The sequence below is a fragment of the Rhodoferax sp. genome, assembly GCF_010365055.1.
GTDB lineage: Bacteria > Pseudomonadota > Gammaproteobacteria > Burkholderiales > Burkholderiaceae_C > Rhodoferax.
In genome coordinates this window covers 60,395-72,124 of the sequence record NZ_JAAFHA010000004.1, presented here as the reverse complement: position 1 = coordinate 72,124, position 11,730 = coordinate 60,395, and the positions used below count along the sequence as shown (strand labels likewise).

The window sequence follows — 11,730 nt, the reverse complement described above, 5'->3', positions numbered from 1 at the left end:
TACCGCGTCGCCAAAGAAGCGGTAATGAAGGCTGGGCAATATGCCTACCGTGACCGCCGTACCAAAAAGCGTGTCTTCCGTCAGTTGTGGATTGCCCGTATCAATGCGGCTGCGCGTCAGTGCGGCATGACCTACAGCCAATTCGCCAACGGCCTGAAGAAAGCGAATATCGAGATTGACCGCAAGGTCCTGAGCGATATCGCTGTGCACGACATGGCCGCATTTGCCAGCATCGTGGATCAAGTCAAGGCCAAGCTGGCAGCTTGAGTTCGCGCTGGTATGCTCTTTAATTAGTAGCATGCTATGCAATAATGACAAGGGCTAGAGCTTTAAAAGGCACTAGCCCTTTTTCAATGAAATCGAAGTTTCAGTGAAGACCCGCTTGTCCACAAGTGACATCGGAACCGCAAGAGAATTCAAGAGAATTTATGAACGAGTTGAACAGCGTCGTTGACAACGCCAAAGCCGCCTTTGAGCAAGCCCGCACCCCGGCAGACCTGGAAAACGCCAAGGCGCTATTTCTGGGCAAGTCGGGCCGCATCACGGAGATGATGAAGGGCATGGCTGCGCTCGCCGTGGATGAGAAGAAGTCCCGCGGCGCCGCCATCAACCTTGCCAAGCAGGCCATTGAAGCGGCATTGAATGGCCGCCGCCAGGCGCTGGCCGATGCCGAATTGCAGCTGCAGCTTCAGGCCGAAGCACTGGACGTGAGCCTGCCAGGGCGCCAATGCGGGCAGGGCAGTCTGCACCCGGTCTCGCTGACCCTGGAACGCATTGAGGCGATCTTTGGTTCTATGGGCTTTGATGTCGCGCAAGGCCCGGAAATTGAGTCGGACTGGTTCAATTTCACCGCCCTGAATACACCGGAGGATCACCCGGCGCGTTCCATGCATGACACCTTTTATGTCGAAGGCGGTACTGCCAGCGCCCCCAACCTGTTGCGCACTCACTCCAGTCCGATGCAGATCCGTTATGCGGTGCAACACGTCAAACGCCACCGCGCGGCGGCGGGTGCCGGGCAAGCGCCAGGCTTGTTTTCAGGCGATATGCCCGAGATTCGCGTGATCGCTCCTGGACGCACCTACCGCGTCGACAGCGATGCCACGCATTCGCCCATGTTCCACCAGTGTGAAGGCCTGTGGGTTGGTGAGAACGTCAGTTTTAAAGACCTTAAATTTGTCTTTACCGATTTTTGTCGCACCTTTTTCGAGTCGGATGATCTGGTGTTGCGCTTTCGTCCCAGTTTCTTTCCGTTCACCGAGCCCAGTGCCGAAATTGACATCCAGTTCCAAAACGGACCGCTGGCGGGTCGCTGGCTCGAAGTGGCCGGTTCGGGCCAAGTCCATCCCAACGTGATTCGCAACATGGGCCTGGAGCCCGAAAAATACATTGGCTTTGCTTTTGGCATGGGGCCGGACCGGCTGGCGATGCTGCGCTATGGCGTGAATGACCTGCGCTTGTTTTTTGACGGGGATATCCGCTTTCTGTCGCAATTCCAATCATAAGAAACCGATTAAAGAGTCATCATGCAATTCCCTGAATCCTGGTTGCGCGAATTCTGCAACCCGCCGCTGTCCACTGAGCAACTTGCGCAGACGCTCACCATGGCAGGTCTTGAAGTGGAAGAAGTCAAGCCCGTTGCCCCGCCTTTCAACCGAATTGTGGTGGGTGAAATCAAGGAAGCGGCCCAGCATCCCAACGCCGATCGGCTGCATGTCTGCCAGGTCGATGTCGGTCAGGCCGAATTCCTCACCATCGTCTGTGGCGCGCCCAATGCACGGGTCGGCATCAAGGTACCGGTTGCCTTGGTCGGCGCGGCGCTGCCCCCTGGTGACGATGGCATGCCCTTTCTGATCAAGGTAGGCAAGTTGCGGGGCGTTGAAAGTTACGGCATGCTTTGTTCGGCCAAAGAGCTCAAGCTGTCCAATGACCATGGCGGCTTGCTGGAGCTCAGCAGCGCTGCCCCCTTGGGCCAGGACATTCGCGAGCATTTGAAACTGGATGACACCTTGTTCACGCTCAAGCTCACGCCCAATCTGGCCCATTGCCTCAGTGTCTACGGCGTGGCGCGTGAAGTCGCGGCGCTGACCGGTGCACCGTTGACGGCGCCCAGTTTCCCGGCGGTCAAAGCCAGCGGCGCCGAAAAATTGGCCGTGAAGGTGAGTGCCCCTGATCTGTGCGGGCGCTTCTCGGGTCGCATCGTGCGTCGCGTCAATCCCCAGGCCCCTACGCCGTCATGGATGGTGGAGCGGCTGGCGCGTTGCGGCCAGCGCAGCGTCACCGCGCTGGTGGATATTTCCAACTACGTGATGTTCGAGCTGGGCCGCCCGTCGCATATTTTTGATCTGGACAAGATCCACGGGGGGCTCGACGTGCGCTGGGGCAAGCCCGGTGAACAACTCAAACTGCTCAATGGCAGCACCGTCACGGTGGATGACAAGGTCGGCGTGATTGCCGATGAGCTCGAAGTCGAGTCACTCGCGGGCATCATGGGCGGGGACGCGACGGCGGTGTCGGACGACACGCGAAATATCTACCTGGAGGCTGCTTTTTGGTGGCCGAAAGCCATCGCGGGGCGCTCACGCCGCTTCAACTTCTCGACCGATGCCGGGCACCGCTTTGAGCGCGGCGTCGACCCGGACCAGACGGTGGAGCATCTCGATCGCATCACGCAGTTGATCGTTGACATCTGTGGCACGGCCGACACCACTTGTGGCCCGATTGACGACCAGCAGGTCAACCTGCCAGTTGTGCCCGCCGTCAGCCTGCGCGTGGCACGCGCCTGCAAAGTCATTGGCATGCCCTTGAGCCAGGCGCAATGCGCGGACGCGCTTGAGCGCCTCGGGCTGGCCATCACGCAGACCGAGGGCATCATCACCGTGGCACCGCCGTCGTACCGCTTTGATCTTCAAATTGAAGAAGACTTGATTGAAGAAGTGGCGCGCATGGTGGGCTACAACAACCTGCCGAATACACCTCCCCTGGCACCGATCACCGCCAAGATTCGCCCGGAGACGCAGCGCAGTGCGTTTGCCCTGCGCCGGAGCATCGCCGCGCTGGGTTATCAGGAAACCATCAACTTCAGCTTTGTTGAGGAGCGTTGGGAGCACGAGCTTTGCGCCAACCCGAATCCGATCAAACTGCTGAACCCGATCGCCAGCCAGATGAGCGTGATGCGCTCGTCGCTGCTGGGCTCGCTGTTGCAGGTTTTGAAGTTCAACCTGGATCGCAAAGCCCAGCGAGTGCGCGTTTTTGAGCTTGGCCGCGTTTTCTTGCGCGATGACTCCGTCAAGAACACCGATGCCACGGTCGAAGGGTTCGATCAGCCCATGCGCGTGGCAGGTCTGGTATCTGGCACTGCTGATGCTTTGCAATGGGGGCACAAAGAGCGGCCGGTCGATTTCTTCGACATCAAGGGTGATGTGGAGACTTTGCTGGCGCCACGCCAGTCCGTCTTTGAGCCAGCGGAGCATCCCGCGATGCACCCGGGCCGCTGCGCCCGCGTCTTGCTCGACGGCGTGGCGATTGGCTTCGTCGGAGAGTTGCATCCCAAGTGGCGCCAAGCCTACGATCTGGCGCAAGCCCCGCTCATGTTCGAGCTCGATCTCGATGCCTTGCTGCAGCGACAGGTGCCGGCATTCACCAGCGTCGCCAAGCATCAGGCAGTGGACCGGGATATTGCGGTGATGGTGACCGATAAGGTGACGCATGCTGCCTTGATGGACGCCATTTGGTCCGCACCCACGGCGGGTCTGCTGCGCAACGCCGTTTTGTTTGATATCTATCAACCGAAACGTGCACAAGATTTGGATGCGTCCAGCTTGGAGAAAAGTTACGCAGTACGCTTGACCCTCAACAGTGAAGAAGCCACGCTGACCGAAGAACAGATCGACCATGCGACGCAAGCGGTGCTTGCTTCGCTCCTGAGTAAATTGGGTGCGCGTCAGCGAACCTGACGAATCACCCTCACCCCGAACAAGAAGCGAAGACACCATGGACCTGTCGGTTGAAAGCCTGGAGATGCCAGCGCTGACTAAAGCGCAGCTGGCTGAATTGCTGTTTGAGAAAATCGGCTTGAACAAGCGCGAATCGAAAGACATGGTGGACGCCTTTTTTGACTTGATCGCTGACAGCCTGGTCCGGGGCGATGACGTCAAGATATCAGGTTTTGGAAACTTTCAGATTCGCACCAAGGCGCCGCGCCCAGGGCGTAACCCACGCACCGGTGAGACCATCCCCATTCAGGCGCGTCGGGTCGTGACCTTTCATGCCGGCTACAAACTCAAAGAGCAAATTCAGGATCAAGATCTGCTACCTTTGGCGCCATAGCGTCGGCTTGTGGTTATTTGGCGTCCAGAGTTATTTGCTGCTTTACACCTCGTGGAGACTGGGGTAATCTGCAAAATTATTCTCCGAACGCATTGATCTAAATGGAGAACTCCCTCCCTCCCATACCTGCCAAACGCTATTTCACCATTGGTGAGGTGGGCGATTTGTGTGGCGTCAAACCGCATGTGCTGCGCTATTGGGAGCAGGAGTTCACACAGCTTCGACCTATGAAGCGGCGCGGCAACCGTCGCTACTATCAGCACCATGAGGTGCTGATGATCCGGCGTATCCGGGATCTCCTCTACGACCAGGGGTTCACGATCAGTGGCGCGCGCCAAAAAATGCAGGAAATCCTGCAGACTGAACGTGACAAAAAGAACAATGGTGAAATGTCGTTGGATGGCATCGAGGTTATTGAGCTCAATGATGCCGAATTGAATGACTTTGAGGACACCCAGCTGAATTTGCCGTCCAATGGCGTCTCAGACCCGATGCTGTTGGTACGCCAGGAGTTATTTGAAATTCGTGAACTCCTGTCCCCGTCACGCTGAAGCGGCGGTTGGCTAACGGTTATAATCTCACGCTTGAACGGTGTGTGGCGCAGCCTGGTAGCGCACTTGCATGGGGTGCAAGGGGTCGAAGGTTCGAATCCTTTCACACCGACCAATAAATACGGGGGTTAGCAGCTTTATCGCTTGCTAACCCCTTTGTCTTTTTGGCTTCACTCTGCCCGAGTTGCCCGCAGGCGTTGTATGGTGCTGCCCTCGGCTTTAGCAGCAACAGCCGCGCTCAGGCGCAACACTTCAGCACGCGGTGGCGTCGCGGTGGCGTCCCAATCGCTCAGGACGATGCGGCGCAGACCGGCGGTCATCTGGTGGTCCGCGGGCTTGTGGGTGTGGCCATGAATCAGTGTGCTAGCCTGGGCCAGGTTCAACCAATGGCAGGTCATTGGCTCATCAAGGTCGGCATACGGCACCCCGCTGCGTTTGTGGGTCTCGCTTTGTCTGCGCATGTCCTGCGCCATTTGCTGGCGTTTCGCCAACGGCAGGCTCAAAAAGTCCTCTTGCCACTCTGGACTGCGCACCTGGGCGCGAAACTGCAGGTAGTCGGTGTCGCCCAGGCACAAGGCATCGCCATGCGACAGCAACCATTGTTGTCCTGCAAAGTTCAGCACGCTGGGGTCATTGAGCAAGGTCAGCCCGCCGGCTTGGGCAAAGGCCGCCCCCATTAGGAAGTCGCGGTTGCCGTGCATCACGAAGATGGACAGCCTTTGCGAGGCGGCCTTGAGAATCTGCGTGCAGCCGGCTTCAAAGCCAGGCGTTGCCAACACATCGTCACCGACCCACACTTCGAACAAATCGCCCAGGATAAAAACGGCGTCAGCCTGCGTCGTCTGCATGAAGCGTTGCCAGGCGTTGAAGGTGGCAGGCTCGCTCGCCTGCAAGTGCAGGTCGGAAATGAAATCAAGGCGCCGCCAGTGGGCAGGCGCTTGCAGTACCGGCCAGGGAGGCGCCACCGTTGGCGCCATGCTCCTGGGCCCGCCCGCCGTCATGTCAGAGTGCCACAGCCTTCTCGATCACGACGTCATCCACGGGCACGTCATCGTGGTAGCCTTTGCGCGCGGTCTTGACGGTCTTGATTTTGTCAACCACCTCCTTGCCCGAGATAACCTTGCCAAACACGGCGTAGCCCCAGCCTTGGGCTGAAATGGCGGTGTGGTTCAGGAAGCCGTTGTCGGCTACATTGATGAAAAACTGCGCGGTGGCTGAGTGGGGATCACCAGTGCGCGCCATGGCCACCGTGTAATTGAGATTCTTCAGACCGTTGTCGGCCTCGTTGGGGATGGGTTCATCGCCCTTCTTTTCCTTCATGCCGGGCTCCATGCCCCCGCCTTGCACCATGAAACCGGGAATAACACGGTGAAAAATCGTGTTGTCGTAATGGCCTTTTTTGACATAGCTCAAAAAATTCGCCACTGTTTTTGGCGCCTTGTCCTGCTCGAGTTCAAGGGTGATGACGCCGTAATTGGCGATGTGGAGTTCGACTTGCGGGTTGCTCATGATTTACTTTACCAGGGTTGCGGAGTTGATAAGAATCGGGGTTTTCGGCGCGTCCGAGCCAAAGGGGCCAGCCGGGCCGGTGGGCACAGCCTTGATTTTCTGGATCACGTCCATGCCGCTGGTCACTTTGCCGAACACGGTGTAGCCAAAATCGCGCTCGCTGGGGTCCAGAAATGCGTTGTCTTTGACGTTGATGAAGAACTGAGCCGTTGCCGATTGCGGGTCACCGGTCCTGGCCATCGCAAGTGTGCCCGTGACGTTCCTTGGACCGCCTTTGGCCAGAGCTTCCCGGCCTTCGTGCGCCACCGGCGCCCGGGTCGGTTTTTGCACATATTTGGCGTCAAAGCCACCGCCCTGGATCATGAAGTTGGGGATCACGCGGTGGAAGATGGTGCCGTCGTAGTGCTTGTCCTGGACGTACTGCAAGAAGTTCGCCACCGTCTTGGGTGCTTTGTCGGGGTAAACCTCGACGACGAAGTCGCCGGCTGATGTGGCGAATTTCACTTGGGCTGGCGCTTGTGCCCAAGCTTCTGGTGCTATTGAAAAGATAGCTGCTACCCCAATAAATGCGGGGGCTAGAGCCGAAAAACGTATAAATTTCATCCAATAATTCCTTCGTAAAATATTTTCCAATCGCTGCCTTGACGCACCCAGTATTGCCGCTTGGTCGGCCCCGTGCGGGTGCCATCGGCCACTTCGCCAAAAGTGACCACCATGGTGTCGGCGGTGTCGGTCCAGCGCAGCATGGACAGGTCCTTGAGTTGAATCGCGCGTCCCTGGACCTTGTTCAATTCGCTGCGCAGCGACGGCGTCCACTGCGTCAAGGTCTTGCCGTTGCTGTTGAAGCTGGGGCTGTAGAAACTGAGCACCTGGTTCATATTGCCGCTGGACTTGGCGTTTTGCCATGCGGTCAAGGCGGCTTCAAAAGGTTTGCTCTCAGAGCGGGCCGTGTTGGGCGTGACCCATTTCAGGCTCTGCGAGATCACGACTGGCGTAGTGCGGACCTCAACCGTGCGGATCAGCGCCATCAAGTCGGGGTTGGCCAGCACGACGCAGCCGTCGGTGGCCAGAGGCGCGCGTGAAAACTGGCTGGGTGGCGTGCCATGCAGCCAAATGCCGCCGCCTGTTTTGCCGCGGGCGCTGTCGAGCACGTTGGGGTAATTGATGGGCAGGGCACCCGAGCCGTAGAAGTCTTTGAGCGACTTGGGATCCAGGTTGCTGGTGATGAAGTAGACGCCCATGGGGGTTCGCAGGTCACCCTCGGCGTTTTTTGACAGTCCGGACTTTCCGATAGAGACGTAATAGTCGGCAATCAGTGTCAGTCCGGTGGGTCGGTTTTCCAGCAGGTACAGGCGCGAGCGCGACGCATCGATGGCAATGGCGTGTTTGTTGCGCGCGGACAGCGCCAGGAATTGCGAGGGAAGCGCCCCCGCAGGCGGGCGCTCACGCAATGCCTTCAAGCGCATCTGCGACTCATCACGGAGTTCACTCAGCACCGGGGCGCCGGTTGAGCGAAGGGGTTCAGGCACGTCGCCGACCATCCGGACAGGTCGCGTGCGTGCGGCCAGCAGGTCGCCGTAGACCAGTTGGGCCAATTGGAAGTGCGGGTGGTCTTTGACCAGTTGCTCGGCCTTGGTCATGGCTTCAGAGGTCTGCGCCTTGGCCATGAGTTGGTAGATGGTCAGCAGGCGCGCTTCTGCCAGATCGGCATTGGGGACCGCTTGTTGCCGGGCGCTCGCGCCAGGCTTGGCTTTGGCCACGGGCTTCTTGTGCGCGGCCGCGTTAGCGCTCATCGCCAGTCCGACCAGGGCTGGGAAAAAGAGAATCAGAAAATACCGCTTCATGATGACATCAGGCGATGAATGAAAGCCGTAAAGCCAGCCAAGCGCGCTGTGACCCGCGGGCGGTCATCAGTTTCCCGTGCTTTCCTTGACGATCAGCCACCGGTTACCGGTCTTGACCAGTTCGAGCGTCTTGCGGCTCGACACCGCCAGCGTCCCCGAGCGGTAGTCCTGGCGGAATTTGGCCACGGCTTGGGCACCATTGACCGTGACGTTGACGTGGTCGAGTTTGACGCTGATGGTGTTCTTGCCGACGATGCGGCTGCGGCGGTCTGCTTCCCAGGCGTTGCGCGACTGTTTGCCGGCCGGGTCGAATTCTTTGCCATAAGCGCCCAGGTAGGCCGTCATGTCCTTGGCTGCCCAGGCTCTGGCCCAAGCCTGCACGGCCTCTTGCACATCTTTGGCGTCCTTCGTTGCGCTGTCGCTGGCGGCGGGCTTTGCCGCTGCAACCGGGGCACTCGTGGCCGATGGTGGTGCTGGCGCAACCGCAGGCGGTGCGGTGGGCGCTGGTGTTGATGGTTTGGCGACCGCCGCAGGGGCTGCAGCCAGCGCGGCGGTGGCGGGGCGCTGTCCCTTGTTGTTGGGGCCAAATAATTCCCGAATCAGGGCCAGCTTGGGCGGTACCGCCGGATTGGCGCCATCGAGTTGCAGCGCCTTGTTATAGGCCTGGCTGGCCAGACGTGCGTAAATGTCGCCCAAGTTTTCATGCGCCGTGGCGTAGCTGGGGTTGGTGCGGATGGCCATTTCCAGCGCGGCCCGTGCCTTGTCAAACTGGTTTTGGCCCGCGTAGAGCACGGCCAGATTGTTATAGGGCTCGGGCAACTCGGGGTAGTCTTCAGTGAGCTTGGTGAAGGTGGCAATGGCCTCGGCCTGCTTGCCCTGATTGCGCTGGATCACCCCTTTGAGAAAGCGCATCTGCGGGTCGGCGGGCTTGGCTGCAAGGTAACCGTCTGCCTTGACCATGGCCTCGCTCAGCTTGCCCGCGTGCAACAGCTGGCCGACGTCGCCATAGTCGTCGGCGTAAGCGATGGACGTGGTGCAGGCGAGCGCGAGTGCCAACAGGCGCAGGGTGGTGAAAAAGGGGGTGCGGGCGAGCTTCATGGCGCTTTTTGATTCCTACAGGGTGAACGCCCACCAATCGCGGCTGGCCAGCCGACCGGGCTATATACTGCTAAGAATTGTAGCTTAGGGGGTGTTTTTCAGCTCCCTCATGCTTACTTGCCCATTTGCAGTTTTTGCCGAGGCCGCCCTTCGGTTGATTACCCTGACGCCGTCGTTTGGAACACCCATGAGTTTGCGCATTTACAACACGCTGTCGCGTGCCCTGGAGCCTTTGTCACCGCTGGAGCCCGGCCATGTGCGCATGTACGTTTGCGGCATGACCGTTTATGACCTGTGCCATCTGGGCCATGCGCGCGCCATGGTCGCGTTTGACGTGGTGCAACGCTGGCTCAAGGCCAGCGGCTTGCGGGTGACCTATGTGCGCAACGTGACCGATATCGACGACAAAATCATCAAGCGTGCCTTGGAGAATGGCGAAACCATCCGGGCCCTGACCGATCGCATGGTGAACGCTCTGCATCAGGATGCGGATGCCCTGGGCATCGAGCGCCCCACGCATGAGCCCCGCGCCACCGACTTTGTGCCGCAAATGTTGGGCTTGATTGGTCGACTCGAACAAAAGGGCTTGGCCTACCAAGCCGGCAATGGGGACGTCAATTACGCGGTGCGCAAGTTCCCCGGTTACGGCAAGCTCAGCGGCAAGTCACTCGATGAGTTGCGCGCCGGTGAGCGGGTGGCCGTGGCGGACGGCAAGGAGGACCCGCTTGATTTTGTTCTCTGGAAAACAGCCAAACCGAATGAACCGCCGGATGCGAAATGGGACAGCATTTACGGCCAGGGTCGCCCTGGCTGGCACATCGAATGCTCGGCCATGTGCAGCGAGATGCTCGGGGATACCGTGGACATTCACGGTGGCGGCGCTGACCTGCAATTTCCGCACCACGAGAATGAAATCGCGCAGAGCGAGGGTGCCACCGGCAAGCCACTGGCGAGCCTCTGGATGCACAACGGCTTTGTGACGCGTGATAACGAGAAGATGTCCAAGAGCCTGGGCAATTTCTTCACGATTCGCGATATCTTGGCGCGTTACGACGCCGAGACCACGCGCTTTTTCATCATTCGGGCCCACTACCGCAGCGCCCTGAACCACAGCGACGCGCACCTGGATGATGCCCGTAACTCTCTGAAACGCCTCTACACGGCGCTTGATCTGGTAGCGCTAGAACCGCTGCTTGCCATTGACTGGCGCGAGCCGTTTGCCGCGCGCTTCAAGGCGGCGATGGATGAAGACTTCGGCACCCCCGAGGCGGTGGCGGTGCTGTTTGAACTGGCGACCGAGGTCAATAAGACCCGCTCCCCGAAACTGGCGGGCTTGCTGAAGGCGCTGGGCGCGTGCTTGGGCTTGCTGCAAGGCAATCCGAAAGATTTCTTGCAGGCCGGCGCCACGCTCGACGAGGCGTCCATTGCGACCTTGATTGCGCAGCGCGCGGCGGCCAAGGCCGCCAAAGACTTTGCCGAAGCTGATCGCATTCGCCAGGCGTTGTTGGCTCAGGGTATTGTTTTGAAAGATTCAGCCGCAGGCACCGTCTGGGAAGTTGTGGCATGATTTTTATAATGGTCATTATGGCCTCTAGCCCCCGTGGATAGTGCGATGTTAGCTCCTGATAAAGTAGCGTCAGTGGGGGCGTCTCCCGCTTACTGGAGCGACGCGTGCAAGCACCTGATGAAGAAAGACCGGGTGATGAAGCGACTCATCCCGCTGTTTGGCGACGCTTGTCTGCAAAGCCGGGGCGATGCTTTTGTGACGCTGGCGCGCAGTGTGGTGGGTCAACAGATTTCGGTCAAGGCGGCTCAGACGGTTTGGAATCGCTTTGCGCTGCTGCCCAAGCAGATCACGGCGGCCAACGTGCTCAAGCTCAAGGTCGATGACATGCGCGCGGCGGGCTTGAGTGTGCGCAAGGTGGAATACCTGGTGGACCTGGCGCTGCATTTTGACAGTGGCGCGGTGCACGTCGAGACCTGGGAAACCATGGACGATGAGGCGATCATCGCCGAGTTGATCGCCATCCGTGGCATTGGTCGCTGGACGGCGGAGATGTTCTTGATCTTCCACCTGATGCGCCCCAATGTGCTGCCGCTGGACGACGTGGGGCTGCTCAATGGCATCAGCAAGAACTATTTCTCTGGTGACACGGTCAGCCGCAGTGACGCCCGCGAAGTAGCCGCCGCCTGGGCACCTTATTGCAGCGTGGCAACTTGGTATATTTGGCGCTCGCTGGATCCGTTGCCGGTGGAATATTGAAAACCTGAGAATTTGCGGGACAGACCGCCGTTACGCGAAGCGAACAAGCTCTGTCCCCAACTGATTAAAAATGCGGGACAGACCAGGGCTACACGCAGTGAGCTTGCTCTGTCCTCAACAAATGAAGAAATTTGCG

Annotated in this window: 12 protein-coding genes and 1 tRNA gene; 8 read left to right on the top strand and 5 right to left on the bottom strand. The window is 59.1% G+C overall.

Features of this window, described 5'->3' with window-relative positions:
• The 6 genes from rplT to GZ093_RS01955 form a co-directional block, all read left to right on the top strand.
• A partial coding sequence (rplT, locus tag GZ093_RS01980; protein ID WP_296481340.1) for a 50S ribosomal protein L20 occupies positions 1–267 on the top strand: 267 nt, incomplete at its 5' end.
• Positions 268–428: 161 nt separating this feature from the next.
• Positions 429–1,505: a phenylalanine--tRNA ligase subunit alpha gene (gene pheS / locus GZ093_RS01975; RefSeq protein ID WP_296481338.1), complete on the top strand. Its 1,077-nt coding sequence runs from the start codon at positions 429–431 to the stop codon at positions 1,503–1,505.
• A gap of 21 nt (positions 1,506–1,526) precedes the next feature.
• On the top strand, positions 1,527–3,956 hold the full coding sequence (gene pheT / locus GZ093_RS01970) for a phenylalanine--tRNA ligase subunit beta (protein WP_296481336.1): 2,430 nt from the start codon (positions 1,527–1,529) through the stop codon (positions 3,954–3,956).
• Between the two features lie 37 nt (positions 3,957–3,993).
• Positions 3,994–4,329, top strand: a complete 336-nt coding sequence (locus GZ093_RS01965) for an integration host factor subunit alpha (protein WP_296481334.1) — start codon at positions 3,994–3,996, stop codon at positions 4,327–4,329.
• A gap of 101 nt (positions 4,330–4,430) precedes the next feature.
• Positions 4,431–4,880 (top strand): MerR family transcriptional regulator, encoded by a 450-nt coding sequence (locus GZ093_RS01960; protein WP_296481333.1) that lies wholly within the window; start codon positions 4,431–4,433, stop codon positions 4,878–4,880.
• A gap of 38 nt (positions 4,881–4,918) precedes the next feature.
• Positions 4,919–4,995: transfer RNA gene (locus GZ093_RS01955), tRNA-Pro, on the top strand.
• A 55-nt stretch (positions 4,996–5,050) separates the two neighbouring features.
• Here the strand turns inward: GZ093_RS01955 and GZ093_RS01950 are convergent.
• The 5 genes from GZ093_RS01950 to GZ093_RS01930 form a co-directional block, all read right to left on the bottom strand.
• On the bottom strand, positions 5,051–5,881 hold the full coding sequence (locus GZ093_RS01950; RefSeq protein ID WP_296481331.1) for a UDP-2,3-diacylglucosamine diphosphatase: 831 nt from the start codon (positions 5,879–5,881) through the stop codon (positions 5,051–5,053).
• Between the two features lies 1 nt (position 5,882).
• Positions 5,883–6,389, bottom strand: coding sequence for a peptidylprolyl isomerase (locus GZ093_RS01945; protein WP_296481328.1), 507 nt, complete (start codon positions 6,387–6,389; stop codon positions 5,883–5,885).
• A gap of 3 nt (positions 6,390–6,392) precedes the next feature.
• The gene (locus GZ093_RS01940; RefSeq protein ID WP_296481325.1) at positions 6,393–6,992 is read right to left on the bottom strand and encodes a peptidylprolyl isomerase; all 600 of its coding nucleotides are present in this window, start codon (positions 6,990–6,992) and stop codon (positions 6,393–6,395) included.
• Positions 6,989–8,233, bottom strand: coding sequence for a L,D-transpeptidase family protein (locus tag GZ093_RS01935; protein ID WP_296481323.1), 1,245 nt, complete (start codon positions 8,231–8,233; stop codon positions 6,989–6,991). The genes GZ093_RS01940 and GZ093_RS01935 overlap by 4 nt, the downstream gene beginning before the upstream one ends.
• A gap of 66 nt (positions 8,234–8,299) precedes the next feature.
• A complete protein-coding gene (locus GZ093_RS01930) occupies positions 8,300–9,331 on the bottom strand; it encodes a tetratricopeptide repeat protein (RefSeq protein ID WP_296481320.1) in 1,032 nt (343 codons plus the stop codon).
• A gap of 187 nt (positions 9,332–9,518) precedes the next feature.
• Between GZ093_RS01930 and cysS the strand changes: the two genes are divergently transcribed.
• Positions 9,519–10,898 (top strand): cysteine--tRNA ligase, encoded by a 1,380-nt coding sequence (gene cysS / locus GZ093_RS01925; RefSeq protein WP_296481317.1) that lies wholly within the window; start codon positions 9,519–9,521, stop codon positions 10,896–10,898.
• Positions 10,899–10,943: 45 nt separating this feature from the next.
• Complete coding sequence (locus GZ093_RS01920) at positions 10,944–11,594, top strand: DNA-3-methyladenine glycosylase 2 family protein (RefSeq protein WP_296481315.1); 651 nt, start codon at positions 10,944–10,946, stop codon at positions 11,592–11,594.
• Positions 11,595–11,730 lie beyond the last annotated feature (136 nt).

What these genes read in the sequence shown, in the direction of transcription:
- GZ093_RS01950 (WP_296481331.1), bottom strand. Translation starts at nt 5,881, where the DNA reads ATGACGGCGGGCGGGCCCAGGAGCATGGCGCCAACGGTGGCGCCTCCC.
- GZ093_RS01930 (WP_296481320.1), bottom strand. Translation starts at nt 9,331, where the DNA reads ATGAAGCTCGCCCGCACCCCCTTTTTCACCACCCTGCGCCTGTTGGCA.
- GZ093_RS01920 (WP_296481315.1), top strand. Translation starts at nt 10,944, where the DNA reads ATGTTAGCTCCTGATAAAGTAGCGTCAGTGGGGGCGTCTCCCGCTTAC.
- GZ093_RS01945 (WP_296481328.1), bottom strand. Translation starts at nt 6,389, where the DNA reads ATGAGCAACCCGCAAGTCGAACTCCACATCGCCAATTACGGCGTCATC.
- GZ093_RS01935 (WP_296481323.1), bottom strand. Translation starts at nt 8,233, where the DNA reads ATGAAGCGGTATTTTCTGATTCTCTTTTTCCCAGCCCTGGTCGGACTG.
- pheT (WP_296481336.1), top strand. Translation starts at nt 1,527, where the DNA reads ATGCAATTCCCTGAATCCTGGTTGCGCGAATTCTGCAACCCGCCGCTG.
- pheS (WP_296481338.1), top strand. Translation starts at nt 429, where the DNA reads ATGAACGAGTTGAACAGCGTCGTTGACAACGCCAAAGCCGCCTTTGAG.
- cysS (WP_296481317.1), top strand. Translation starts at nt 9,519, where the DNA reads ATGAGTTTGCGCATTTACAACACGCTGTCGCGTGCCCTGGAGCCTTTG.
- GZ093_RS01960 (WP_296481333.1), top strand. Translation starts at nt 4,431, where the DNA reads ATGGAGAACTCCCTCCCTCCCATACCTGCCAAACGCTATTTCACCATT.
- GZ093_RS01940 (WP_296481325.1), bottom strand. Translation starts at nt 6,992, where the DNA reads ATGAAATTTATACGTTTTTCGGCTCTAGCCCCCGCATTTATTGGGGTA.
- GZ093_RS01965 (WP_296481334.1), top strand. Translation starts at nt 3,994, where the DNA reads ATGGACCTGTCGGTTGAAAGCCTGGAGATGCCAGCGCTGACTAAAGCG.